Source organism: Bacillus mojavensis (assembly GCF_012648005.1).
Lineage (GTDB): Bacteria > Bacillota > Bacilli > Bacillales > Bacillaceae > Bacillus > Bacillus mojavensis.
Window position 1 is genome coordinate 975,692 of sequence record NZ_CP051464.1, and the last position, 26,347, is coordinate 1,002,038.

The window sequence follows — 26,347 nt, forward strand, 5'->3', positions numbered from 1 at the left end:
AATGAGGTGAAAAGGAGTTGACTGAATCAGAACGTGCTTTGCTCACTTTTGAACAGCTCTTCGATACGTCTCGGGCTATCTATAAAAAACAGAAGAAGATATTGGAGATTGTGCTTGAGCCTTTTGATATTACAGTCCTTCAATATTTACTGATGTTTAAAATTCATCAAAGCGGAAGCACGCCGCTCAGCAAGCTGGCAATGTCTCTTGATCTTAAGCCTGCTTCTGTGACCCGGATGACCGATATCCTATATAACCGGCAATTGATGAATCGGTATGACAGTCCGGATGACCGCCGTATCGTAATGATTCAGTTAACCGAAGAGGGGGAAGAACTTTTACAAAAAGCCGCTGTGCAATACGCAAAAATGGGCGCGAGCCTGTATCAGAAGCTTGACACGTCTCAGCTTCAATATTTGCGTAAGCTTGCCGGAAGTTTATCAAAGCTTGCTGAAGGCTGTGCAGAAAAAAGCGGTAATTAAAAACATCCCACATATTTTCACCAGCTTTCCACAAAATGATAGAGGAAGAAACGAAAGGAGAAAAACAAAATGAACAGAGGACGTTTAATTCTGACCAACATTATCGGTTTGATTGTTGTTCTTGCAATTATAGGCGGAGGTGCTTACTACTATTATCAAAGCACAAACTACGTGAAAACAGATGAAGCAAAAGTAGCCGGCGATATGGCAGCTATTTCAGCTCCGGCAGCAGGTAAAGTATCCGACTGGGATCTTGAAGAAGGAAAAACAGTGAAAAAAGGCGACATAGTTGCAAAAATCAAAGGTGAACAAACTGTTGATGTAAAATCCATCATGGATGGAACAATTGTGAAAAACGAAGTGAAAAACGGACAAACCGTACAAGCTGGCACAACAATTGCGCAAACGATTGACATGGACAACCTTTATATCACAGCAAATATTAAAGAAACAGATATTGCAGATGTTGAAGTAGGAAATAGTGTAGACGTAGTAGTCGACGGAGATCCTGATACAACATTTGACGGTACTGTAGAAGAAATTGGCTATGCGACTAACTCAACTTTTGATATGCTTCCATCTACAAATTCAAGCGGAAACTACACAAAAGTAACTCAAAAAGTTCCAGTTAAAATTTCAATTAAAAACCCATCTGATAAGGTGCTTCCAGGTATGAATGCATCTGTTAAAATCTCTGAGTAAAACAGATCAGTCATCAAACCATGAAAGGAGGTTGTCTTAGATGGCTACAGGCAAAGAAAAAAATACAAAAAGCCCTATGACATTGCTGATTGTGCTAATGTCGGGTTTATTCTTGGCAATACTAAACCAAACATTGCTTAACGTCGCAATGCCGCACTTAATGACTGAATTTGGCGTAAGTGCAACGACGATTCAGTGGCTCACAACAGGTTACATGCTTGTTAACGGCGTATTAATTCCGTTATCTGCCTTCCTGATTACACGTTTTGGCCAACGGAGTCTCTTTCTCGTCGCCATGTTCTGTTTTACGCTCGGTACGTTAGTCTGCGGTATCGCACCTAACTTCTCTACAATGCTGATCGGCCGTTTGATCCAAGCCGTGGGCGGAGGTATCTTGCAGCCGCTTGTTATGACAACCATTCTGTTAATCTTCCCGCCTGAAAGCAGGGGGAAAGGAATGGGGATTTTCGGACTTGCGATGATGTTTGCTCCAGCGGTCGGCCCGACTCTTTCCGGGTGGATTATTGAGCATTACACATGGCGCATCATGTTTTACGGACTTGTGCCAGTCGGCGCAATTGTTATCATCGTGGCTTTCTTCATCTTTAAGAATTTGGTGGAGCCGCAAAAAATCAAACTCGACACTCTTGGAGCGATCCTCTCGATTGTCGGATTCGCATCCTTATTATACGGAGTCAGTGAAGCGGGTTCTGACGGCTGGACCGACCCGGTTGTACTGTCTACAGTTATAATTGGCGTCATTGCAATTATTGCTTTTGTTGTTCAGCAATTGCGTCATGATGATCCGATGCTTGATTTCAGAGTGTTTAAATACGACATTTTCTCACTCTCAAGTGTTATTAATATCATTATTACAGTGGCACTTTACACTGGTATGTTCCTGTTACCGATCTATCTGCAAAACCTGGTCGGATTTACGGCGCTTCAATCCGGTCTGCTTCTGCTTCCGGGTGCGATCGTGATGCTGATCATGTCACCGATCTCAGGTATTTTGTTTGATAAATTCGGCCCGAGACCGCTTGCGATTATCGGACTGGTCGTGACAGTGGTGACAACATTCCAATATACGCAATTGACCATTGATACACCGTATACACACATTATGCTTGTATACTCAATTCGCGCATTCGGTATGTCACTCTTAATGATGCCTGTCATGACGGCTGGGATGAACCAGCTTCCTGCCCGTCTGAACAGTCACGGAACAGCGATGAGCAACACGCTCCGCCAAATCAGCGGATCGATTGGAACAAGCTTAATTACGACGATTTATACAAACCGTACGACATTCCATTATTCACAAATTGCAGATAAAACAAGCACGGCGGACCCGAACTTCCTCCATGCGTTCCAAAATGCAGTTTCGAATATAATGGTGAATATGAATGTACCCTATGAGACAGCGAAAACGTATGTTTACTCACATATTTACAAACACGCGTCACTCGATTCAAACGTCATGGGGATTAATGACGCCTTTATGTGGGCGACATTATTCTGTGTGGCAGGTGTGATTCTCAGTCTTTTCCTGCGTGATGTCAGAAAAGATAAATTGCGTGCGGAGAAAAAGAAAAAAGAGGAGCTTTCATTGCTTCCGGCTCCAAAAGAAGTGAAGGAATCTTAAACTGTACAGGGAGGTTTCCTAAATGAAAATTTATGTAGTGTATGACAGTGAAGGTGAACATACAAAGGTATTGGCAGAAGCGATTGCTGAAGGCGCTCGGGAAAACGACACGGCTGAAGTATTCATCGACCACGTAGATCAGGCGGATATCCGCAAGCTTAAAGACATGGACGCGATTATTTGGGGATGCCCAGGGCATTTCGGAACAATCAGTGCAGGTCTGAAAACTTGGATCGACAGACTCGGCTACTTGTGGGCTGAAGGCGAGCTGATCAACAAAGTCGGCGCAGTATTCTGCACAACGGCAACAACACACGGCGGTTTGGAAATGACAATGCACAACTTAATCACGCCAATGTTCCACCAAGGGATGATTGTTGTCGGTCTGCCTGGCAATGTGCCTGAAAACGCACTGTACGGTTCTTACTACGGAGCGGGCGTCACTTGTCCAGTAGACAGTGATGAGTTAATGTCTGAGGAAGGTATTCAGCTGGGCCGCGCATTAGGAAGACGTGTCAGCCAAGTCACAGGAAACTTAACAGCCGGACAGTAAGGAGAGGTTAAAATGGCCATTATAATAGCAATTATTGCTGCTGTCATTGTGATTGCGGGCCTTATCACGTATAATGTCCGCAACGCCTCTGCTGGACTCGAGAAGCGAGAAACAGCTGAAAAAATCGCCCCTCCAGAAGAGGAAAAAAACGAGGCAAAATACCCTGCTGAAGCACGGGCTGCTGAGCATGTCCCAGCCGTTGTAAAAACTGACTCTGGAAAAGAGAAAAGTGACTCAATTGGGGATGATTTCTACCGGCAGGCGCTTCAAAAGTTTAAGCATTCTGAGGAAGATCAGAAAGAAAAAGAGGTCACTGAAAAAAGTGACAAAATGCAGGACAGCAGTTATCGAGATGCGCTGCTCTCCATGAAAAACAAAAAGAAATAATATCAAAGGCAAATCCGTTTACTCATGGCGGGTTTGCTTTTTTTATGCTGTTTAAATGTATAAAAATTGGTTATTTATTAAATAAATCCATGGAATATGTTGTATTTTGGAAAGTCATAGTGTACTATTTGAGTCATACACTTTATAAGTGTTTTTAGGGGGAAAAACAATGAAGCCGTTTTGGGGTTTAGTAAAAAAGGATCTGAGACTGTCAAAGATGCGGTTTTTTGCATGTCTCTGTGCAGTCATACTATTATCTGCCGGGAGCTTTTTATTCGAACGATTGGCTGAAGAACCTTTAGCTGTTTTTGGATGCTGGGTTGTGCTTGCCATTTTTCAAGTATTTTTAGCTCCTTTGCTGGTCTACAATTGTCTTCGTGTAGAGGGGAAAAACCAGCTATGGTTATATAATCCGAACGGCGCAGCCACGCTTTTACTTTCGAAGCTGACTGCCGGTCTTGTCTATCAATTCATTTTTCAGTTTTTGATTTCAGTTTACGGAATCTCTCTTTATCAATACCTTGACTCAAAAGCGCTCATTGCTGATCAAGTCCCGCTTGCAGGCACGATACTGGTCTTTAATCTTTATGGGCTGGTATTTACTGCTTATCTTTCCTGTGCGGTAATCCTGCTGTGGAATGTGTTTCATTCTTTAAAATCAAGTTCTTCCTTCATCAGACGGTTTCGCTGGTTCATTTGTATGTTACTGGGGGTAGGGTGGTTTTATGTAGAGGACCATTTGATCATACCTTGGCTGACACCGCTGGATAAACTGTATTATTTCACAACGTATGGAGATGTCGGTTTTACATACAAAGGATCCTTAGGGTGGCGTGTGGAATTAAACATCTTCCATCTTCCATATCCGTCCATTATTGTCATGCTGGTGTTGGCAGCTGTGTTTCTTTTTCTGGCTTCCAGGCTTCTGCAGCGAAAAGTTGAGGTGTAGAGAAAATGAAACAAGACTTTCAATCCTCTAAACCGATTTATATGCAGATTGCTGATCAAATTTTTTATAGGCTGGTCAGAAAGGAGCTTGTTCCCGGAGACAAGCTGCCGTCTGTCAGAGAAATGGCAATTCAAACAAAAGTAAATCCGAATACGATTCAAAGAACATACAGTGAAATGGAAAGGCTGGGAATTGTGGAGACAAGAAGAGGGCAAGGGACATTTATCGCTGAAAAAGCTGAAATCGTGGATGAACTGAAAGAGAGGCTTACCCGTGAAGTGTTTGAAAGTTTTATTCATCAAATGGCAGAGCTGGGATTAACAAAAGAAGAAATGCTGGCAGGGATTAAAAAATACACGAAAGGAGGACAGGAATGAATATTGTATTTGACAATGTGTCTAAGAGATACGGCGGCCATACGGGGGTGAATAAAATATCCTTTACTTTATTCCCGGGAAAAATTTACGGGCTTTTAGGCTCAAATGGCAGCGGGAAATCGACGACCTTAAAATTAATCGCCGGACTGATGTTCCCTACTTCAGGTTCAGTGAAAGCAGGTGAACAGCCTGTAACAAGAGACATGATCAAGTACACGGCTTATCTAACAGAGCTAGACATGTTTTATCCCGGATTTACGGTGAAAGATATGCTCGATTTTTACGAATCACAGTTCCCTGACTTTCAAATGGAAAAAGCCTATCAGCTGCTTAAAGAAATGCAGCTGAAGCCTGAAAAAAAGATAAAGCAGCTTTCCAAGGGGAATCGAGGCCGTCTTAAAATCGTGCTGGCACTATCAAGAAGAGCTTCCGTCATTCTATTGGATGAGCCTTTTTCCGGTCTTGATCCGATGGTCAGGGATTCAATTGTCAACAGCCTCGTTTCTTATATTGATTTTGAGCAGCAAATCGTTGTCATAGCCACACACGAAATTGATGAAATTGAAACCCTGCTTGACGAGGTCATCATACTCGCCGACGGAGAAAAAGTGGCACAGCGTAATGTGGAAGAGATTCGCGAGCAGGAAGGTATGTCCGTGCTGCAATGGTTTAAAACGAATATGGAAGTTTACTAGAAAGAGGAGGAATTTGATGAAAACAGTATTGGAATTAAAAAATGTGACAAAAAACATCAGAGGCCGGACGATCATTGATCAACTGAGTTTTACGATTCGCGAAGGCGAAGTATTTGGATTTCTGGGACCGAATGGAGCGGGGAAAACGACGACAATCAGAATGATGGTCGGTTTAATGAAGCTATCACAAGGTGATGTACTTATTTGCGGCCAATCAATCACGAAAGATTATGCCAAGGCAATCAAACATATCGGGGCTATTGTAGAGAATCCAGAGCTGTATAAATTTTTAAGCGGATATAAAAATCTCCAGCAATACGCAAGGATGGTAAAGGGTGTCACGAAGGAAAAAATTGATGAAGTGGTGGAACTAGTCGGCCTCAAAGATAGAATCCATGATAAAGTGAAAACCTACTCACTGGGGATGAGACAACGTCTCGGCTTGGCACAATGCCTTCTGCACGATCCGAAAGTGCTGATTTTGGATGAACCGACAAACGGCCTTGATCCGGCGGGAATCAGAGAAATCAGAGACCATTTAAAGAAGCTGACGCGAGAAAGAGGAATGGCTGTCATCGTATCAAGTCATCTGCTGTCAGAAATGGAACTGATGTGTGACCGAATTGCGATTATCCAAAAAGGAAAGCTTATCGATATTCAGAATGTAAGAGATGAAATAACTGATGAAAAGGATACATATTTCTTCCAAGTGGAGCAGCCGAAGGAAACTGCTGCGATTCTAAGAGAATATGATTCGGTAATCAAGACAAACGGTTTGGAAATCAAACTGGCTAAAGAGGACGTCCCAGCAGTGATTGAATTGCTGGTCATGCAGCAAATCCGCATTTATGAAGTCAAAGTGATTACAAAATCATTAGAGGACCGTTTCTTAGAAATCACAGGCGAAGCAAAAGAGGAGGTTCAACATGCTTAATTTGATTTATAATGAGTGGATCAAAATTTTTAGCCGTGTCGGAACATGGGTGATGATCGGAATTCTTGCTTTGACAATGATCGGGTGGGCATTTTTAACAAACCACTTTTCAACCGATGAAGCAAATCCGAAGTGGAAAGAGACGCTTCAAGCACAAAATAGTGATTTGAAGAAGGCAATGAAAGAAGATCCTTCCCTCAAAGGACAATATGAAGAAACGATCACAATCAATAACTATCGCATTGAACATAATATCCCGAGTGACACTGGATATACCGTTTGGTCTTATGTAACGGATTCTGCCGGTTTTACAATCCTTACTGGACTGTTCACGATTATAATTGCAGCTGGCATCGTCGCAAACGAATTTAACTGGGGTACGGTTAAGCTGTTAATGATCCGGCCGCTCAGCCGTTTTCAAATTCTGCTTTCTAAATATATTACCGTTCTTTTATTTGGTCTCTTATTGCTGTTTATTTTATTTATAGGTTCAACTTTGCTGGGACTGGTCTTTTTCGGAACAGGCGGGGACACTGCCGCGAATGTTCATTTAATCTATAAGGATGGTCATGTATTGGAGCAAAATATGTTGGGATATTTGGCCAAAACGTATCTCTCAGAATCTGTTGCGGCTTTAATGCTGGCTACGATGGCATTTATGCTGTCCGCGGTATTTAGAAACAGCTCTCTTGCTGTAGGGTTTTCCATCTTTTTATTGGTAACGGGCACGACAGCCACTGCGTTTATGGCGGTGAAGTTTGACTGGGCGAAGTATATTTTATTTGCGAATGTTAATCTGATGCAGTATGTAGAGGGAACACCGTTAGTCGAAGGGATGACAATGACATTCTCCATTGTGATGCTGGTGATTTATTTTGTTGTCTTCCTGTTGCTTGCTTTCGGAATCTTTATGAAACGGGATATTGCGAACTAATGAAAAAAAAGCTGTTTTGCATAAGCAAAACAGCTTTTTCTTTAAAATAAGAACTGCAGGCTTGCACCTGCAGTTCTTATTATCAATTTATGCTTACGCTTCTTTAGTAACGTTAGCAGCTTGTGGTCCACGGTTTCCTTCAACGATTTCGAAAGAAACTGATTGGCCTTCTTCTAAAGTTTTGAAGCCTTCGCCTTGAATAGCAGAGAAATGAACGAATACATCGTCTTGACCTTCTACTTCGATGAATCCGAAACCTTTTTCAGAGTTGAACCATTTTACTTTACCTTCTAACATGAAATTTCCTCCTAAAGCGATCATAACGCTTAAATTCACTATTCTTGCTCTAAAACAAACTTCCAAGACGAAAACTCTTACAAAACTTTCTTCTTAAAGATAGTTCGAACAAAAATAATTACCTTTACTCTACCAGTAATTTCGAGAAAAAACAACTGTTAAACGAAACTTTTTTCGGAAAATAACATATTATTTTTCATTTTGATATTTATTTGCCGAAATGTATCTGTTTTTTCGATACGTGATCATATGTTTGCAGGACTTTTTTCTTTTGTATCTCTTTACGGAAAGGTAGGGGTAATAGTAATTGACAACCCTATCTGATATGAGTAAGGTAAAGTTAACCAATGTTACAAATGACAACGTTTATCAACTAAGAGCGTCTGATTTTTATGTCTGATATTGCTTGCATGCTCTAATAAGATAGATAGGAGTATGGTGTCACAATGAAAAAGTGGCTTGTATGCAGTTTTGTTCTTGTTCTTTTCGTTTCATTTACTGCATGCTCACGGTCAGCAGAACATGAAACGATAAAAATAGGAATTGCTGAGTCGGACGAAGCGATATGGAACTATATCGTAAAAAAGGCTGAAGCGGAAGGGCTTGATATTCAGCTGATTCTATTCTCTGATTATGCAGAATCAGATATAGCGCTGGCAAACAAAGAGATTGATGCCAATGCTATTCAATCCATTTCATATTTTCAGTCGTTCTCAAAGAAATACAAACATAAACTGGCACCGCTTGGCACGACATACATAGCGCCTATGGGCATTTATTCAAAACGGTATCGGCAAATCAAAGATATTCCGCGCGGTGCTGTTGTTGCTGTCCCGGATGAAGCGCTCGATTTTGGGCGGGCCCTTACACTCCTGCAGGAAGCGGGACTGCTTACTTTGAAGAACGGTTTTAATGGAACCGGTTCAATTGATGTGATAAAAGATAATCCGAAACACTTGAAATTGAAAACCGTACGCCAACAGGATGTAATGAGCGGAGCTGATGTGTTTGTGATGAAAACAGCCGCCGCAAAAAAAGCGGGGCTGAACCCGCAGAAGCATACACTAAAGGGCGGCAGGCAAACCGTGAAGGAAGATATGAATGTAATTGTTGTCAGGGCTGAGGACAGAGATCGCGAAACATTGCAAACCATCCTTGAACTCTATCAATCAGATGATACAGCGGCATTTATTGAACAAGAGTATCAAGGGATGCTTGTTCCCGCTTTTTTGCCTTTACATCGTCTTTCAGATTGGAAGAATGAATTCAAAAAATGAATTCATTCTTTTTTTATGGTAAACCATACTTTGTTTCGGCCGTTTTCTTTCGCTTTATACAGCATTTGATCAGCAAGAACAGGCAAGGTTTCAGGCTTATCTGTGTTTCGGGGGTAATGGGCTACTCCCAGTGAGGCCGTAACGGCAAGCTTTTCTCCGTTTGTTAATACAATCGGTGTATTACTGATCGAGTGCCTGATCCGTTCGGCGATTTGGACTGCTTTCTCGGGCGTGCAATTTGGCAAGAAGACGGCAAATTCCTCTCCGCCGATCCGTGCGGCAGGATCAGTGTTGCGGATATTTTGTTTTAGTCGGGATCCCAGCTCTTTCAGAACCTGATCCCCCTCATGATGGCCATATTGATCGTTAATGGTTTTAAAGTGATCGATATCCATATAAATAAGCGAAAATTGTAAAGATGGAGTGTGTGCAGCCTGTTGATACAGGTCTTGTGTGATTTCTTCAAACTTTCTGCGGTTATAAATACCTGTCAAAAAGTCATAGTGCGCCTGGAACTTATATTGTTTAAATAAAAGATGTGCATTGGTTTCATGCTCGATAATATATAGGCTGAGCATGCCGCCGATAATTGAAATCAGCCAAAAGTAAAAGTGCAGCTTAAGTGAATGGATATCAACAAATACATAGAAGAAAAAGGAGATGAACCCATTTGAAATGATTAAAAGTAATAGGACGTGTTTCAGCTGAACTTCTTCTCTCCTTGATGCAATAAGTGACAGCACAGCAGCGATACAAATTGTAATCATGGAATACAGCGCTGATTCATTCAAGCTGATCAGCATGCGGCCTGTTGCGATTATCATCAGGGCTGTCACCGTAGACACCCAGCCTCCATAAAGAGCGGCGATCATAATAGGGATATTTCTAAAATCAATGATTGAATGGTGATACGTCAAACCAAAATTCATAAGAATAACCCCGAGGAGACCGCAAGCAGCTCCTTTTACTAGCTGAAAGGAAAGGCGGTCTTTTTTATGTATTAACCTTTCTTTAAACAGGTGGGTGAACAGATAATTAAATGTGATTAAAATAGTCAAGTTTACGAACAGTTCTTTCAGCAATATTATCACCCTTTTATAAGTTACTAAAGAAAGGGGGGAATGAAAAGAACAAAAACGGTATTCATTGGTTTTTTTTATCCAAATATTGATGCTGGAATAATTCTTACTTGAACTATCGGAATTTGTGTAATATAGTATATAAGAAAAATTTTGAAGGGAGAGTTTGCCTCAATTGGAGACTTTGCTAGTCATTTTGCATGTATTTATTTTACTTTTACTCATTATTGGGCTCTTTGCCATGCAGAAGAAACATGTTTCTTTTTCAAAACGTGTGTTTACTGCGCTGGGGCTGGGAATCGTTTTTGGGTTTGCGCTTCAGCTGATATACGGTCCGACTTCAAACATTGTGGTTCAAACAGCCGACTGGTTTAATATTGCCGGGGGCGGATATGTCAAATTGCTTCAGATGATTGTCATGCCGCTTGTTTTTATTTCCATTCTAGGCGCTTTTACAAAGATGAAGCTGACAAAAAATCTCGGGAAAATCAGCGGTTTGATTATCGGGATTTTGGTTGCGACTACAGCTGTAGCCGCGGCGGTTGGTATTGTGTCCGCCCTTTCCTTTGATCTTCAGGCGATCCAGGTTGACCAAGGAAGTACAGAGCTTTCTCGGGGACAGGAGCTTGAACAGAAATCAGAGGAGATGACAGCGAAAACACTGCCGCAGCAAATGATTGAACTGCTTCCTGGAAATCCGTTTTTGGATTTTACAGGGGCTAGACCGACATCAACGATTGGAGTCGTTATTTTTGCCGCTTTTCTAGGCATTGCATTTCTAGGTGTGAGACGGAAACAGCCTGAACAGGCAGAAACGTTCAAAAAATTGATTGATGCTGTTTACGCTATTGTCATGCGGGTTGTTACTCTCATCTTGAGACTGACGCCTTACGGTGTGCTGGCCATTATGACAAAAACGATTGCGACAAGTGATATTGACAGCATTTTGAAACTTGGTATGTTTGTCATTGCTTCATATGCCGCGTTGATTGTAATGTTTATCATCCACTTGCTTCTGTTGACGATCAGCGGATTAAATCCGGTTGTTTATTTGAAAAAAGCATTGCCTGTACTCGTGTTTGCATTTACGTCACGATCAAGCGCAGGCGCTTTGCCGCTGAACATTAAAACACAAAGGAGCTTGGGTGTGCCGGAAGGAATTGCGAACTTCGCCGGCTCGTTCGGGCTATCTATCGGCCAAAATGGCTGTGCCGGCATTTATCCGGCTATGCTGGCAATGATGATTGCTCCGACAATCGGCCAAAATCCGTTTGATCCGGCGTTTATCATCTCAGTTATCGCGGTTGTTGCCATCAGCTCGTTTGGTGTCGCCGGAGTTGGCGGCGGAGCTACATTTGCAGCGCTGCTCGTTTTATCAGCGTTAAATATGCCTGTCGCGCTCGCCGGTTTATTAATTTCTATCGAACCGTTGATTGACATGGGACGTACTGCGCTGAATGTCAGCGGAAGTATGACATCAGGCCTGATTACCAGCAAAGTCACGAAGGAAATAGATTCTGGTGTATTCCAAGATCGATCCAATGTGATCGAAGCGGAAGAAGCCTAGACATATTAAAACGTGTAATCCGTCAGAGGATTAATTTCAATAAAAGACCCATGAACCTTGTAATATCAGGGTTTCATGGGTTCTTTTTTTATGATTTGCTTTTACTCCTTTTTACTCCACTTACTAAACGTTACTGAAATAGAGACTGAAAGCTGCCTTATTAAAAGGGTATTCGGATTATGGAGTGCAAATCTTGTTTTAGTTGAGTATGCTTTTTTATTAACAGATTCGGGATAATGAAGTTGAAACTGAATCTGTAGTAATTAATTGAGTATTGGGTGGAATGAGTAAACTTGACAACAAACAATCAATAAAATAAACTAAGTAAGCACTTAATAAATAGGTGGAAGTTAGAAATGGGTGATGAAACTGAAACAATCCGAGAGATCAGCACAACGCAAGGAAAAATTAATTGATACAGCTTTGGAGCTATTTTCTTCGAGAGGGTATAATGGAACAACGGTAAAAGAAATTGCCAAGGAAGCTGGTGTAACAGACGGGCTTATATATCACTACTTCTCATCTAAGGAAGAACTATTACATGCGATTTTGGCAAAACATAATTTTTTGGAGGATGTGCAACGTATCCTATATTTCCATGATGAGCTCCCCGTCGACGAGACGCTCCATAGACTGGGGGAAAGATTATTTGAACTGATGGTTAACAAATCATCATTTATTATTATGGTTTTTGGCGAGTCTCAAAGAAATCAAATAATGGCGGAGAAATTGAAGGGACTGATTGACAAAGGAGTTGCTACCCTTGGTAATTTCTTAGAAAAGAGGGCTGACTACGGAGAAATTAAGAGTCTAGATTATACATCGTTAGCCAGGCATTTTATAGGGTCATTATTTATTTACTTTATGACTTATGGAAAATCGTGTACAGAGAAAGATCATAAGATATATTTAAAAACTCTAATTCAAGCATTATGTGAAGGTATCATAAAAAAATGATACTTTTTCTTTCACCAATAAATTTAGTAAGCGCTTAGTAAGTTTTGGGGCCAATGTGAAAAGCTCGAATTTTAACCGTATAAACAATCAAAAAGGGTAAAGTATTAAGGCTAGATTAAATACGATAAAGTTGAATTTAAAGGAGTAGCAAATGAATTCTTTTTATAAAGGTGTTCTTATCGTAGGTGGAGGACCTGTAGGCTTGGCTCTTTCTCTTGTATTGTCAAAGTATAAAGTTTCCTCGCTTATTCTTGAGGCAAGAGAAGATTCAACGTCAAAGGATGAATCAAGAGCTATTACTTGGATGCCGCGTGGAATTGAATTTCTAAAATCACTGGGGGTATTTAACCAATTTTACGAAAAAGGAGTACTCCGGGTTTTACATCAATTTGAAAATCAACATGGCAAACTTCTTAGATGGTCCTTTAATACATTAGAGTCGCCCTATCGATACTCTCTTCAATTACCCCAGCGCGATACGGAGGAAATACTTGAAGACACTGCTAGAAAAACAGGAATGGTAGAAATCCGCAGGGGCCATAAGGTAGTGGAAGTTACTCAAACAAAAGACAAAGTTATTGTTATAGTGCATAGTAAAGATGGGCAGTATGAATTGTCCGCCCCTTGGGGTGTTGGATGTGATGGAGCTAACAGTATCACTAGGACTAGGTTGAGGATAGATAAAACTTGGAGAGACTATGGAATGGATTCGGCTGTTGCAGATTTTGATATGGAATGTAATCTTCCTAAAGATATTTCAAATATTATCCTGGATTCTTACAGACCTTATGGATTTTTTTATTTTGCACCAGGGAAATGGCGTTTCATTTATCGTATAAACAAAGGAGAAAGTCGGGAAAAAGCTATAAATTCGGAATTTGTAAGTAAGTTACTAAAAGAACGGCTACCGGATGCAGAAGTCCGCCGGATGCTTTGGGCGAGTGCTTTTCGTTTAGGACAAGGGCAAAGCCAAACTTATAGAAAAGGGAGATGGCTTTTGGCTGGAGATGCTGCTCATATGATGGGACCTTCGGCTGGTGCTGGGATGATGGTAGGAGTACTGGGTGCCTGGCGTCTGGGATGGAGACTTGCGCTTTCAATGAAACAGCATAAAAATTTTAGTGCTTTTTTGGATGACTATTCTGAAGAACAAAGAGTGGGAGCGGACGAGATACAAAAAAACAACGCATTGATATTCCGGAATATGGCGATTACGAATCCACTTCTTGCTGGAGGACGTTCGCTTTTGCTAAAAACAATTTCTAATATATCCTTCATTGGGGAGAAAGCAATGGAAAAGGAGGCCTTGCTAGGTCAAATACTGCCTGTTGATTATTCAATTGATCGGGTTAGACCGCAAGGAAGCATTCTCTTAAAAACATGTGGAAAATGGGTAACAGGCAAAAGGGTTCCCTATATCTATGAAGAAAAGAGTTTTCATCCTATAGAACAATTAGGTCTGAAACATACCTTAATTTCTATTGGTCAATATCAACCTGAAGAGGAGTGGAGATTGTTTGCTGATATTTCTAAAGGTATTGATTTCCCGGTTCATAAAGATTTGCTAATTCCAAGTGAAAACTCTAAATATCGAAAGGGTTCTAAAGATTTTATATTTGCACTCGTAAGACCGGACCAACATATAGTTTCTATCTATAAAATAAAATCATGAGTGCTTGAAGTCGGAACAATTAGGTTCTAGCTAAAGATCGCTTCGGATAGAGTTGCAGCATAAAAAAAATCCTTCAAACGTTCATCATTGAACGCAAGAAGGATTTTTTATGCTCACCAATTGTACTTCTAAAGATACGAAAAAATATAAAATACAAGAAAATCAAAAGCAAAAAACACCTTAAAAGCCAAGAAAATTAACTATTTGAACCATTATGTAATCCGTCAGAGGATTACACGTTTTTTTAACGGCCGGGTTCTAAGTCTTCCAGCATTTCCATTACAGTGTTGTCATCCATTACATTCATTGCGCTTTGATCGAAATGGATTGGCTCTGCATATTGCTGCTGTCTATTTCTGGTTGTTGTGTCCGTTTGACGATTTTGCTTAGACTGAGACTGATGCTGTTGAGGCTGGCTTTGCTGCTGGCCTGCATGCTGATGCTGACGGCCAGTTTGCTGACGATTTTGAGATTGATCTTGATTATTTCCGCCAAACGCCTGTTTCATCATATCTCCAATATTAGGAAGATCAACCGACTTATTTTGAGCATTTCGGTTGTTCATTTGGCCTGTAATAAACCCGCTGATTTTTTGCCGGATCTGTGGTGATAAAGCAGCAACAAGCATAGTTGAACCGATAACTAAGGCTGTCGGACTGATTCCTTTTCGCTGTTTGAACAACGTGATCCCTCCTTTATAAGTGTATTGATATTTTCCCCGCTCATTAGACAAATTAACCGTTTTATTTCCCGGGAAAGCATTTCCGATATTTTTTCATGCATATTTAGAGCCAATTAGAAAAACCTATAAGTAAAGTGATAAAGGAGGAATTCACATGCTTGGAAAAAAACAAGTCCTTGCGTCCATGCTTCTTATCCCTTTGCTTATGACTGGCTGTGGTATGGCCAATCAGGGTGAGGGCAGACGTGATAATGCAGAGCCTGAAAATGTTAACTACCGCAATCCGGGAAATGATAACGGTACAAGAAATATCAACAATGCAAATGATACCCGTGACAACGTCGACAATAATATGACGAATAATGGTGATAACAATAACGGTAATGATAACCGTCAGTTGGAAGTTGCTGATGATGCTGCCGATAAAATTACCGAAATGAAAGAAGTGAAACACGCAAATGTAATTGTTGCCGGAAATCAAGCGTATGTTGCGGTTGTATTAACAAATGGAAAAGAAGAAGTTGGAAAAGATCTGAAAAAGAAGATCTCCGATAAAGTAAAAGATACTGATAAGAACATGGACAACGTGTATGTTTCTGCAAATCCAGACTTTGTTGATCGGATGCAGGGGTATGGCAAACGAATCCAAAATGGTGATCCGATTGCAGGATTCTTTGATGAATTTAGTCAAACAGTGCAACGTGTATTTCCGCAAGCTGAATAAAAGATAAAAAGCCGCATAACTTGTGCGGCTTTTTTCTTTGCAGAAATGACACGCTGTGAACTAAGGCTGCATAGAGTAAAAATAAAAAGGTACAAGACGGACCGGCTCAGGGAGGGAGACGTTTGCAGGGTGGCATAGGAAAGCGTGCGGCATCCGCTCTATTCCTGTGCGGAGTCCTTGTGATGCTGGCCATAAGCTCGGCCATCGTATCAAGCACGATGTATATTCTGTCTTTGCCAGGGCAGGCATCTGGGATAACGAAAGAACAAGTGACGAAGCACATGAAGAAAGAGTCATTTACACAGGCCGATGTTTATTACACTTCTAAGGAAAAATCCTTACTGCCATTAACGAAAGAAACGCTTGAATATGCGGTGAGTATTAATCAGGTCATGCTTGAATATTCGAATCACAAGCCTATTGATATCATTTTTTTTCCTAATGAAAAACAGATGGAGGCTTATTCCGGTTTAATGGATGTTGTCGGCTTTTATTCTGAGCGGGAGCAGCTGATCGGATTATTGCCTGAAGAGAAAAAGCAGCTTTTAGAAGGTGATGAGGTAGCGGTTTATCTGTATCAGAGATTATTGATTCATGAGTACACACACCATGCGTTTCATCAGAAATTACGGGAGCTCGAAGCAGATCCTGATGAGTTCCCTTTATGGTTCCATGAAGGATTAAGCGAGTGGATCGCGAACTATGAATTGCTCATAGATCCGATCACGTTTTCTGCAGTGCCGTTTGACCGTTTGCAGACAGATCAGGACTGGCAGGAAGCTCGATCGGAATATGAAACCGATGTTTATTTGCAAAGTTTTTATATGGTCAATGAGCTGACGGAAACATACGGGAAAGACATTATTTTGGAGATTATAAAGGAAACAGCGAAAAAAGGGGATTTTAAAAAAGGGTTTAAAGCAGCGACACAGGATAGTCTTGATCAATTTGAAGAAGATTTCACCAAATCGTTTGAAGAAAATGCGGCATTGGATAGAACCTATCCAATGCCTTTTTTAATTAATGAAGTCCTTGCTGGCCCATACCGCCTTGAGTTGCTTGAGTCGGAGGCATTTGTCCTTGTGCAGGGGCAAAGGAATTTCTCAGTTGTTCCATATCCTGCGCGTCAAGCTGCGGAACTTGGTAGTAACCATGTTTGTTTTGGTAAAGGAAAATCTCAAAAGCCATTTCGACATACTCCTGAATTTGCGCAGACAGTACACGTCTGACGGCCGGATTTGTCATTTCTAGAGAAGCCATCGTCAGCATAGATGCCTGTGCCTTAACAGCGCAAAGCATTTGGCGGCTGATGATGCTGTCATCAATATCATTCATAGATTGAACAGGTTTCTTAGGCTGTGCCGGCTGCATGCCGTAAACAGTCTGGTTGTCTTCCTTCATCATATAAGTTGCCGTTTTTTGTGAAGGCTCGCTTCCTGTTTTGAAGCACTCTGCTGTTAAGTTATATTGAGATGTAATGAATTGATATTGGCGGTCAAGGATGTTTAATAATTCCTGATCCTTACAGAATTGTCTCAGCATCATAAACTGATCAAGCACAGTAAGCGTTCCGGAAAGCACCTCGTGCATATCAAACATTTCATGTCCGCCGTGATTCTGATGCGGTTTACCTGGTATCCCTTTGTTCTGTGATTGCTGCTGAAATTGCTGATCCAAACCGAATTCCTCCTTTTTTTTCAGATCAGCTGTATTTTGTGCCTGTCCGCTGTGTTTTATGCAGTGACTGACAGGAATTATATGCTGATTGTCGAAGTGATTAACAAATAAACGAATCATGCAAGATGTAAGGGAGGAAAACTGATGAGGCGTTTTTTGCATGTTGTTTTGATCATGCTTTTCATTTTCTTGAATGTCATGTCCGCTTATGAAGCTGTAAGGGCTGCTGAGCCGGCAGAAGCAATATCGGTTGAAAAAGCAATACAGCAAAAAGAGGGACAAGCTCTTGTCGAAGGATATACAATCGGCCAAGCCGTTTCATCTCAGCATTATAATCTGACGAGTCCTTTTTCAAATGATTATAACGTTGCTATAGCAGACAGCAAAAACGAGACATCACCCAATCACATTCTTCCCGTGCAAATACCCTCCGCGTTCAGAAGCCAATTCGGAATGCAAACGAACCCGCTGCTTCTTGGGAAAAAGATAGCTGTTCAAGGAGAGCTTGAACATTATTTTAATACGACAGGTCTTAAGAAGGTTCAGTCGATGGTCTTAAAGGATGACGCTGAATCTCCGCCGGCAGCACAGCCTATTACAATACAGGAAGCGCGCGGCAGAATGAATCAGCATGTCACGATTAAAGGTGTTGTTACTGCCGATCAAAACGCAATCGGAGGCGGAAAGCTGTCGACCTTTATGCAGGATGACACAGGCGGCATCAACATTTATTCGGCAGGGCCAGAGAATTTCCCTGAGTTAAAAGAAGGTATGGGTATTACGGTAACGGGGAAAATAACGACTTACCAAGGGCTTACTGAAATTGTTCCGGATACATCCGGCATCCGTATTACCCAATCCAATCAGCCTCTCCCTGTCCCTGAACCTTCAACTATTAATGAACTGGTCAATGGCAGCTTGGGTGATCAATATGAAGGGCGTCTTGTGACGGTCAAAGCTTATATTTCTTCCATTCCAAATTCTCAAGCGGGCGGCGGTTACAATGTAACAATGATTGATAACGATCACCACGCAATGACATTACGTGTTATGAATGAGACAGGTATCATTGATGGACTGACTGAGAATAAATGGTATGAAATCACAGGCGTGTTGAGCAGATATCAATCCCTTCAGCTTCTTCCGCGAAAATCAGCAGACATCAAGTCGCTTCAAGAGCAGCCTGCCCCGCCTTCTTCAGAAGGCAAATATGAAACTGTGGTTGATCGCGTTGTAGACGGTGACACCATTCATGTCAAAAAACCGATACTTGGTGCGACAAAAATTCGTTTTGTAAATGTAGACACGCCAGAAACGTACCACACACCAAAAAATGAAGCAGATGAAAATCAATTAAGATTTGGAAAGAAAGCATCTGACTATTTAAAAACTGTTTTGTCTCCAGGAGATCACATTACTGTAAAAGTCGGCAGTGAAGCCAAGGACAGCTATGGCAGACTTCTTGGGCAGGTTGTGACTGAAATAGGGTCAAATGTGAATTTAGAACTCGTGAAAAATGGCTATGCTCCAACATATTTTATTTGGCCTGTTGAAAATGAAGAGGATTATCAGGAATTTCAGGCTGCAGTCGCCAATGCAAAAAAAGAGCAAAAAGGCATTTGGAATGAAGCGGATCCTCTTATGGAAATGCCGTTTGAATTTAGAGCCAGAGAGCAGGGAAAAGGGCTGACAAGGTATGTGGGAGACTCATCAAACAAGGCCTATGTTGCGCCAGCAGACTGGAAGCAGGTGGCTGTGGAAAACAGGATATTCTTTGCTTCAGAAGCTGAAGCAGAGAGTGCCGGTTACAAGAAAAAGCAAACCTCTCCCCAAAAAAATATACCGCTTAGGATTTTAAGCATGAACGATTTGCATGGGAAAATCGATCAGCAATATCAGCTTGACCTTGATGGAGACGGCACTCCAGATGGCACATTCGGACGCATGGACTATGCAGCTGCTTATTTGAAAGAGAAAAAGGCAGAAAAGAAAAATACGCTCACTGTGCACGCCGGTGATATGATCGGAGGCAGTTCGCCTGTATCATCCCTTCTTCAAGACGAACCAACTGTCGAACTGATGGAGGATATCGGATTTGATGTTGGAACTGTGGGCAATCATGAGTTCGATGAAGGGATGGATGAACTCATGAGAATGTTAAAAGGGGGAGATCATCCGAAAGGCACTAGGGGCTATGACGGGCAAAATTTTCCCCTCGTGTGCGCCAATTGTAAAATGAAGTCTACCGGAGAACCCTTTTTGCCGGCTTATGACATCATAAATGTGGAGGGCATACCCGTTGCTTTTATTGGAGTTGTTACACAGTCGGCGGCCGGAATGGTAATACCTGACGGAATAAAGGACATTGAGTTTACCGATGAAGTAAAAGCAGTAAATGCTGCTGCCGAAGAGCTGAAGAAAAAAGGCATCAGGGCAATTGCGGTGCTCGCACATATGTCTGCCGAACAAAACGGCAGCACAATAACAGGTGAGTCCGCTGACCTTGCAAACAAATCTGATTCTGAGATAGACATCATTTTTGCAGCGCATAATCATAAGGTCGTCAATGGTGAAGTGAACGGCAAGCTGATCGTTCAGGCGTTTGAATACGGAAAAGCGATAGGTGTCGTTGATCTGGAAATCAATAAACAGACAAGAGACATCGTCAAAAAGTCGGCTGAAATTGAATACGTCGATCAAAGCAAGAAAAAACCTGATGCCAGCGCCTCAGCTATTTTAAGTAAGTATCAGGCCATTGCTGAACCGATTATCAGCGAAGTAGTCGGTGAAGCGGCTGTTGATATGGAAGGCGGTTATTCTAATGATGGCGACACGCCTCTTGGGAATTTGATTGCCGATGGCATGAGAGCGGCGATGAAAACTGATTTTGCGCTAATGAATGGCGGCGGGATACGGGAAGGGCTGAAGAAAGGACCGATTACATGGGGGGATCTTTATAACATTCAGCCGTTCGGAAATGTGTTGACGAAGCTTGAGATTAAAGGAAAAGATTTACGGGAGATCATCAATGCGCAAATCTCACCGGTTTTCGGCCCTGACTACAGCATAAGCGGGTTTACGTATACGTGGGATAAAGATACAGGCAAAGCAGTTGAGATAAAGATGGCAGATGGAACCGAAATCCAGCCGGATGCCACATACACATTGACCGTTAATCATTTTATGGCGACGGCGACAGGAGCCAAATACCAGCCAATCGGATTGCTTGGGAAACATCCGGTTACAGGGCCTGAGGATTTAGAAGCGACTGTAGAGTATGTAAAAAGCTTTGAAAATCCGATTTCATATACGAAAGAAGGCAGAATTAAACTGGCTGAAGACAGTCATGCTGAAGACCCAGTCACTAAAGACCCGGCAGACAGTCCGGGAACAGACGATCCAGGCAAGGTAAATCCGACACCTGGAGAAGAACAGCCTGATCTAAAAGAGACCCCGGGCATTGCTCCGATCCATCAACTCCCGCCTGCAGTCATTTCGACCTTTGAAGAATTTACAACAAAGACCAATCAGCCTGCTACTGCCGCCGGCCGTTTAAACACACTGCCTTTGCATAAAGAAGGTAAGGAAAGCGGCTCTGATTCTAAGCTCCCGGATACGTCAGCTGGATACTACAACTTTATTGTGATTGGTGCAGCGGTCTCACTGTCCGGAACGTATTTATATATCAGAAGGAAAAGGAGTGCCGCTACAACGTGAAAAAATATATTCCTCTTGTAATCATTGTGATCGGTCTTGCGATCACTGGATACGGGGGCTTTAAATTGATTGATACCAGCATGAAAACTGAGCAAACATTAAAAGAAGCAAAAAAGGCGGCTGAACAGCCGCCGGCCATTGCAGGCACGAAGAAAAACGCTAATCAAGCCGAAAAAAAATCATCGTTTAAGCCGAAAACCGGTCAAGCGAGCGGCATACTGGAAATCCCTAAAATCAATGCGGAGCTTCCAATCGTGGAAGGAACCGATGCTGATGACTTAGAAAAAGGTGTGGGGCACTACAAGGACAGCTATTATCCAGATGAAAACGGACAAATTGTGCTGTCAGGACATCGTGATACTGTGTTTCGCCGGACGGGAGAGCTTGAAAAAGGTGACCGGCTCAACATCATCCTTTCATATGGTGATTTCACATATGAAATTGAAAAAACAAAAATTGTAGACAAGGATGATACGTCCATTATTACGCTGCAGCACGAAAAGGAAGAGCTCATACTGACCACCTGCTATCCTTTTTCATATGTCGGAAATGCCCCGAAACGTTATATTATTTACGGAAAACGTATTTCATAAAAAAGCCGCAGGTCAATCTCTGCGGCTTTTTTTCATGATAAATAAGTATGGCAAAGACTTTCAATATCAGCAGGAAGCGGTGCCTCGGCAACGACCAGTTCTCCGGTAATCGGATGAACAGCCTGTACCTTTTTGGCATGAAGCGCCTGCCTGTTAAGAAATTGGCTCCCGCCTCCGTAAAGTGTATCGCCCGTTAGCGGATGGCCGATGCTTGCCATATGCACACGGATTTGATGCGTTCTGCCCGTTTCCAGCTCTAATTCAGCAAGCGAGAGCTTTTCTCCCGCATTGACAGTAAGGGTACGGTAATGGGTGACGGCGGCTTGTCCGCCTGGTGAAACCCGCCGTCTTGTCGGGTGTGATCTGTCTCTTCCAATCGGCGAATCAATTTTGCCTTTTTTGGGCTTCAGCTTTCCTTCAACAATTGCGAGATATGTACGCTTCAGCGTCTTTTTCTCTAACTGCTGATCTAAGATGGCATGCGCCAAACGGTGCTTGGCGAATACGACAGCGCCCGATGTATCCTGATCAAGACGGTGGACATGGCGCACTTTGATTGTTTCACCATTTACCTGAAAGTGGTATGCGATCAAATTGGCGAGCGTACCGGTCTGACCTTCTTCATTGGGATGAGTGGAAATACCGGCTGGTTTATTGACGATTAACATGTGGCGGTCTTCAAATAAAATATCAAGCTCTCCATACTCAGGTATGACAGAGGATTCTTCGTTTTCCTGAAGATCAATAAACAGGCGGTCATTCTTTTTTACGAGTATGTTGTTTTTGACAGCCTCATGATTGATTTTTATATTGTGATGAGTCATCCATTCTTGGATAACGGGTTTCGAAGCTTTGAGCTCTGTTTTCAGCACGGAAAATAGCCATTGTCCGTCCTGTTTTTCACTGATTATCAGCTCTAGCCCTTTGCCTTTTTCTTTCATGATCAAATGGCTCCTTTTTCGCGTGAAAGGCCGTTGATTCTCATAGGAAACACTTACCTTAACATTCGCGTTTTTTTCTGTGATATTCTTGAGAAAGACTTTGGATATTCGATGGCAAGAAAGGTGATAGACGTGAGAATTATGAACGCAGCAACTGAAGAACAGGAAAGCTTTATCAAGGAACTGTCAATGGAGCTTTTCCATCATGTATTTCCTCTTTATTTCTCCGAACTGGACATTCAGCGCTTTAAAAAGAAAGGCGTTCTGTCTTTAAATAACCAATATTACCAAGGAACATTAAAAGAAGCTTTTCAAATTATGGCTTGTCTGCAAATGATACATATTATCCTGACAAAGCCTTCACCGCACGATGACTTGAGTGATCAAGCCATTTTTAATAAAAACAGCAAGTTGCTGAATGAATGCGGAATATATTTTCCGTTTGCTTTATCTGATTTTCAAATGAAATCAAACAAAGCCTTATCCGGTCACAGAAGACTGATATAATCTCGCAGCAAGAGCTTTTCCGTTTCAAGAAAAGCTCTTTTTTTCATCAGAGAAATCATACCACAAAACCTTTCCTGCAACTCCCTTTTTAATCATCCGGTGTCTGAACATACTAATGATTGAAAGGGGTGCTGACCAATGAGTTCAGTTAAACATTCAATGACAACGCAGGTAGCAACCGTTTCTCCGAATCAAACGATTCAGGAAGCGGCTTCTCTGATGAAACAGCATAACGTTGGGGCGATTCCCGTTGTAGAGCAAGGTGTTTTAAAAGGAATGCTGACTGACCGTGACATTGCATTGAGAACCACAGCTCAGGGCCGAGATGGCCAGACACCCGTTTCAGAAGTGATGTCAACAGACCTCGTATCAGGAAACCCTAATATGAGTCTGGAAGACGCGTCGCAGCTGATGGCCCAGCACCAAATCCGCCGCCTTCCTATTGTAGATCAAAACAATCTAGTCGGGATCGTTGCGCTTGGAGACCTGGCTGTCAATCAGATGTCGAACGAGTCTGCTGGAGAAGCGCTGACAAACATTTCTCATCAAAACTTGCATTAATTAGAAAGAGCTTGCAGTGTGCAGGCTCTTTCTTCACATAGACCCTTACTTTTTGAAAGCAGAGACGTTTCGGGGTATAGTGTATACATATGTCTCAATTCGGGCCAAAGGAGTTGTACGCAGTGATAAAAGCGTTAATTTTTGATTTTGACGGGCTTATTCTTGATACAGAAACGCATGAATATGAAGTCCTTCAGGAAATTTTTGAGGAACATGGCTCAGTACTGCCACTATCCGTATGGGGAAAGGTTATCGGAACAGCGGCGGGATTTCGGCCATTTGAATACTTAGAAGAGCAGATAGGCAAAAAGCTGAACCATGAAGAGCTGACAAAACTGAGAAGAGACCGGTTTGCAAAACGCATGGAAACAGAAAAAGCGAGACCAGGTGTTGAAGCGTATCTGAATGCGGCAAAGGATTTAGGCTTAAAAGTAGGTCTGGCTTCCAGCTCAGATTATAAATGGGTATCCGGCCATTTGAAGCAACTGGGCCTGTTTGACGAATTCGAAGTGATTCAGACAGCTGATGATGTAGAAGAGGTCAAGCCCAATCCCGAGCTGTATTTGTTAGCGGCAAAGAATCTTGGAGTATCGCCGGCGGAATGTCTCGCATTCGAGGATTCCGTCAATGGTTCGATTGCTGCCAAGCGAGCGGGCATGAAGTGTGTCATCGTTCCGAATCAAGTAACAGGCACCCTGATGTTTGAAGAATATGATCACAGGCTCGAATCAATGGCGGAGATGGAACTCACCCTATTGCTTGATCATCTAAACGCACAAAAATAGAAAGGAGCGAGTAGATTGTCTGAGAAATTAGATTTGACCCGTTTTGAAAAGAAAATGGTCATCCGTAATATCGAAGAGAAAGATATCGACAACATTATCGACCTTCAAAAGGACTGCTTTCCAGGCATGGAGCCGTGGAAGCGCGAGCATTTAATTAGCCATCTGGAGCATTTTCCCGAAGGGCAGTTTTGTGCAGAATTCGAAGGTGAAATCATCGGTTCGTGCTCAAGCCTCTTAATTAACTTTGATGAATATGATGACCGCCATACGTGGCAGGACATTACAGATGACGGATACATCACCAATCACAATCCGGATGGCTTAAACATGTACGGGATCGAGGTCATGGTGCATCCTGATTACAGACGGATGAAAATCGGCCATCGTTTGTATGAGGCAAGAAAGGATTTGGCAAGACGCTTAAATCTGAAAAGCATCATCATAGGCGGACGAATACCGAACTATCATAAATATGCTGATGAAATGACGGCGAGAGAGTATGTTGAACAGGTAACACGCCATCAAATTTACGATCCGGTCCTTTCGTTTCAGCTGATGAACGGTTTTACCCTGATGCGGATTAACCCGGATTATCTCCCGGATGATACAGCTTCAATCAAATATGCGACGCTGATGGAATGGAATAATGTCGATTATCTGCCGCAGCAGACAAAGCGTTATTATAAATCGGCCTTCCCTGTAAGAATTTGTGTCATCCAATACGAAATGAAAAAAATCTATTCCTTCGAGGAATTTGCGAATCAAGTAGAGTACTATGTCGATGTTGCGTCTGACGCGAGATCCGATTTTGCAGTGTTCCCGGAAATTTTCACAACCCAGCTGATGTCCTTCCTTGAGGAACGTTCACCAAGCTTGGCGGTACAGAGAATTACTGAGTATACTGAGGATTACATCAGTCTGTTTACAGACTTGGCAGTTAAATATAATGTCAACATCATCGGCGGATCTCATTTCGTAGAAGAGGAAGGGAAAATTTATAATATCGCCTACCTGTTCAGACGCGATGGAACAATTGAGAAGCAATATAAACTTCATATTACGCCGAATGAACGGAAATGGTGGGGAATCAGTGCGGGCGACCAGGTGCGTGTGTTTGATACGGACTGCGGAAAAATTGCGATCCAAATTTGCTATGACATTGAATTTCCTGAGCTTGCCCGCATTGCGGCCGATAAAGGCGCCAAAATTATTTTTACGCCATTTTGTACGGAAGACCGTCAAGGCTACTTGCGTGTCAGATACTGTTCACAGGCAAGAGCGGTCGAAAATCAAATTTATACCGTCATTTCCGGAACGGTTGGAAACCTGCCGCAAACGGAAAATATGGATATCCAATATGCTCAGTCAGGCATCTTTGCTCCTTCTGATTTTGAATTTGCAAGAGACGGCATCGTTGGGGAAACCAACCCGAATATTGAAATGGTCGTCATTGGCGATGTTGACTTAGAAATTCTCAGAAGACAGCGCCAAAACGGAACGGTGCGCCAGCTCAAAGACAGACGCCGTGATATATACCACATACACTATAAGAAATAATGCGAAGGCCCGCCTGTATTGGCGGGCTTTTTTAAAAAGCGGAATTGAAACGCTGCTGCGCTTTCTCTACAATAGAAATAAATATGTGTACATCGG

Annotated in this window: 25 protein-coding genes and 2 pseudogenes; 22 read left to right on the plus strand and 5 right to left on the minus strand. The window is 42.2% G+C overall.

The genetic code is table 11. The annotated features are described in order from the left end of the window. The first annotated feature begins 17 nt into the window (after positions 1 to 17). From HC660_RS05030 to HC660_RS05075, 10 genes and pseudogenes are all read left to right on the plus strand, one after another. Positions 18 to 482, plus strand: a complete 465-nt coding sequence (locus tag HC660_RS05030; protein ID WP_168747273.1) for a MarR family transcriptional regulator — start codon at positions 18 to 20, stop codon at positions 480 to 482. Between the two features lie 35 nt (positions 483 to 517). Next, positions 518 to 1,184, plus strand: a pseudogene (locus tag HC660_RS05035) (biotin/lipoyl-containing protein). Positions 1,185 to 1,224: 40 nt separating this feature from the next. Then, positions 1,225 to 2,829: an MFS transporter gene (locus HC660_RS05040; RefSeq protein ID WP_010333503.1), complete on the plus strand. Its 1,605-nt coding sequence runs from the start codon at positions 1,225 to 1,227 to the stop codon at positions 2,827 to 2,829. 22 nt (positions 2,830 to 2,851) lie between these two features. Continuing rightward, a complete protein-coding gene (locus tag HC660_RS05045) occupies positions 2,852 to 3,382 on the plus strand; it encodes an NAD(P)H-dependent oxidoreductase (protein ID WP_010333504.1) in 531 nt (176 codons plus the stop codon). A gap of 12 nt (positions 3,383 to 3,394) precedes the next feature. Then, positions 3,395 to 3,769 (plus strand): hypothetical protein, encoded by a 375-nt coding sequence (locus tag HC660_RS05050; protein WP_010333505.1) that lies wholly within the window; start codon positions 3,395 to 3,397, stop codon positions 3,767 to 3,769. Between the two features lie 169 nt (positions 3,770 to 3,938). Beyond that, on the plus strand, positions 3,939 to 4,718 hold the full coding sequence (locus tag HC660_RS05055) for a hypothetical protein (protein ID WP_010333506.1): 780 nt from the start codon (positions 3,939 to 3,941) through the stop codon (positions 4,716 to 4,718). Between the two features lie 5 nt (positions 4,719 to 4,723). Next, entirely contained in the window at positions 4,724 to 5,095 is a 372-nt protein-coding gene (locus HC660_RS05060) for a GntR family transcriptional regulator (RefSeq protein WP_010333507.1), read from the plus strand. Further along, positions 5,092 to 5,790, plus strand: a complete 699-nt coding sequence (locus HC660_RS05065) for an ABC transporter ATP-binding protein (RefSeq protein WP_168747274.1) — start codon at positions 5,092 to 5,094, stop codon at positions 5,788 to 5,790. Before HC660_RS05060 ends, HC660_RS05065 begins: the two co-directional genes overlap by 4 nt. Before the next feature lie 16 nt (positions 5,791 to 5,806). After that, positions 5,807 to 6,724 (plus strand): ABC transporter ATP-binding protein, encoded by a 918-nt coding sequence (locus HC660_RS05070; RefSeq protein ID WP_010333509.1) that lies wholly within the window; start codon positions 5,807 to 5,809, stop codon positions 6,722 to 6,724. Then, entirely contained in the window at positions 6,717 to 7,658 is a 942-nt protein-coding gene (locus tag HC660_RS05075) for an ABC transporter permease (protein ID WP_168747275.1), read from the plus strand. The genes HC660_RS05070 and HC660_RS05075 overlap by 8 nt, the downstream gene beginning before the upstream one ends. A gap of 93 nt (positions 7,659 to 7,751) precedes the next feature. On the opposite strand, the gene cspB is transcribed toward HC660_RS05075, so the two are convergent. After that, positions 7,752 to 7,955: a cold shock-like protein CspB gene (gene cspB / locus HC660_RS05080; protein ID WP_010333511.1), complete on the minus strand. Its 204-nt coding sequence runs from the start codon at positions 7,953 to 7,955 to the stop codon at positions 7,752 to 7,754. Between the two features lie 446 nt (positions 7,956 to 8,401). Here cspB and HC660_RS05085 point away from each other — a divergent pair, with 446 nt between their 5' ends. After that, positions 8,402 to 9,232 (plus strand): MetQ/NlpA family ABC transporter substrate-binding protein, encoded by an 831-nt coding sequence (locus HC660_RS05085; protein WP_168747276.1) that lies wholly within the window; start codon positions 8,402 to 8,404, stop codon positions 9,230 to 9,232. Between the two features lie 2 nt (positions 9,233 to 9,234). Here the strand turns inward: HC660_RS05085 and HC660_RS05090 are convergent, their stop codons facing one another. After that, on the minus strand, positions 9,235 to 10,314 hold the full coding sequence (locus HC660_RS05090; RefSeq protein ID WP_168747277.1) for a diguanylate cyclase DgcK: 1,080 nt from the start codon (positions 10,312 to 10,314) through the stop codon (positions 9,235 to 9,237). Positions 10,315 to 10,486: 172 nt separating this feature from the next. Here HC660_RS05090 and HC660_RS05095 point away from each other — a divergent pair, with 172 nt between their 5' ends. The 3 genes from HC660_RS05095 (at position 10,487) to HC660_RS05105 (ending at position 14,507) form a co-directional block, all read left to right on the plus strand. Next, positions 10,487 to 11,878 carry an L-cystine transporter gene (locus HC660_RS05095; RefSeq protein ID WP_168747278.1) on the plus strand — a complete coding sequence of 464 codons (1,392 nt, stop codon included), beginning with the start codon at positions 10,487 to 10,489 and terminating at the stop codon, positions 11,876 to 11,878. Positions 11,879 to 12,241: 363 nt separating this feature from the next. Further along, positions 12,242 to 12,835 (plus strand): TetR/AcrR family transcriptional regulator, encoded by a 594-nt coding sequence (locus tag HC660_RS05100; protein WP_244956497.1) that lies wholly within the window; start codon positions 12,242 to 12,244, stop codon positions 12,833 to 12,835. 151 nt (positions 12,836 to 12,986) lie between these two features. Continuing rightward, complete coding sequence (locus HC660_RS05105) at positions 12,987 to 14,507, plus strand: FAD-dependent oxidoreductase (RefSeq protein ID WP_168747280.1); 1,521 nt, start codon at positions 12,987 to 12,989, stop codon at positions 14,505 to 14,507. Positions 14,508 to 14,751: 244 nt separating this feature from the next. On the opposite strand, the gene HC660_RS05110 is transcribed toward HC660_RS05105, so the two are convergent. Next, on the minus strand, positions 14,752 to 15,189 hold the full coding sequence (locus HC660_RS05110; protein ID WP_168747281.1) for a hypothetical protein: 438 nt from the start codon (positions 15,187 to 15,189) through the stop codon (positions 14,752 to 14,754). Positions 15,190 to 15,343: 154 nt separating this feature from the next. Here HC660_RS05110 and HC660_RS05115 point away from each other — a divergent pair, with 154 nt between their 5' ends. Both HC660_RS05115 and HC660_RS05120 read left to right on the plus strand, forming a co-directional pair. After that, complete coding sequence (locus HC660_RS05115; RefSeq protein ID WP_010333516.1) at positions 15,344 to 15,913, plus strand: YhcN/YlaJ family sporulation lipoprotein; 570 nt, start codon at positions 15,344 to 15,346, stop codon at positions 15,911 to 15,913. Between the two features lie 122 nt (positions 15,914 to 16,035). After that, a pseudogene (locus HC660_RS05120) lies at positions 16,036 to 17,008 on the plus strand (gluzincin family metallopeptidase); the annotation flags it as partial. Here HC660_RS05120 and HC660_RS05125 read toward each other — a convergent pair. Beyond that, a complete protein-coding gene (locus HC660_RS05125; RefSeq protein WP_168747282.1) occupies positions 16,934 to 17,590 on the minus strand; it encodes a spore coat protein in 657 nt (218 codons plus the stop codon). The pseudogene HC660_RS05120 and the gene HC660_RS05125 overlap by 75 nt on opposite strands. Before the next feature lie 144 nt (positions 17,591 to 17,734). Here HC660_RS05125 and HC660_RS05130 point away from each other — a divergent pair, with 144 nt between their 5' ends. Together HC660_RS05130 and srtA are read left to right on the plus strand one after the other, a co-directional pair. Next, positions 17,735 to 21,307 (plus strand): DUF6359 domain-containing protein, encoded by a 3,573-nt coding sequence (locus tag HC660_RS05130; RefSeq protein WP_168747283.1) that lies wholly within the window; start codon positions 17,735 to 17,737, stop codon positions 21,305 to 21,307. Further along, a complete protein-coding gene (gene srtA / locus HC660_RS05135) occupies positions 21,304 to 21,900 on the plus strand; it encodes a class D sortase, LPxTATN-specific (RefSeq protein WP_010333520.1) in 597 nt (198 codons plus the stop codon). The genes HC660_RS05130 and srtA overlap by 4 nt, the downstream gene beginning before the upstream one ends. A 32-nt stretch (positions 21,901 to 21,932) precedes the next feature. On the opposite strand, the gene HC660_RS05140 is transcribed toward srtA, so the two are convergent. Then, positions 21,933 to 22,841: an RluA family pseudouridine synthase gene (locus HC660_RS05140; protein ID WP_010333521.1), complete on the minus strand. Its 909-nt coding sequence runs from the start codon at positions 22,839 to 22,841 to the stop codon at positions 21,933 to 21,935. A 111-nt stretch (positions 22,842 to 22,952) separates the two neighbouring features. Here HC660_RS05140 and HC660_RS05145 point away from each other — a divergent pair, with 111 nt between their 5' ends. The 4 genes from HC660_RS05145 to HC660_RS05160 all read left to right on the plus strand — a co-directional run bounded on the left by HC660_RS05145 (position 22,953) and on the right by HC660_RS05160 (position 26,251). Next, a complete protein-coding gene (locus tag HC660_RS05145; protein WP_168747284.1) occupies positions 22,953 to 23,348 on the plus strand; it encodes a YhcU family protein in 396 nt (131 codons plus the stop codon). Between the two features lie 138 nt (positions 23,349 to 23,486). Further along, a complete protein-coding gene (locus tag HC660_RS05150; protein WP_010333523.1) occupies positions 23,487 to 23,909 on the plus strand; it encodes a CBS domain-containing protein in 423 nt (140 codons plus the stop codon). A gap of 122 nt (positions 23,910 to 24,031) precedes the next feature. Next, positions 24,032 to 24,694, plus strand: a complete 663-nt coding sequence (locus tag HC660_RS05155; RefSeq protein WP_168747285.1) for an HAD family hydrolase — start codon at positions 24,032 to 24,034, stop codon at positions 24,692 to 24,694. Between the two features lie 15 nt (positions 24,695 to 24,709). After that, positions 24,710 to 26,251 (plus strand): bifunctional GNAT family N-acetyltransferase/carbon-nitrogen hydrolase family protein, encoded by a 1,542-nt coding sequence (locus HC660_RS05160; RefSeq protein ID WP_024120710.1) that lies wholly within the window; start codon positions 24,710 to 24,712, stop codon positions 26,249 to 26,251. Positions 26,252 to 26,347 lie beyond the last annotated feature (96 nt).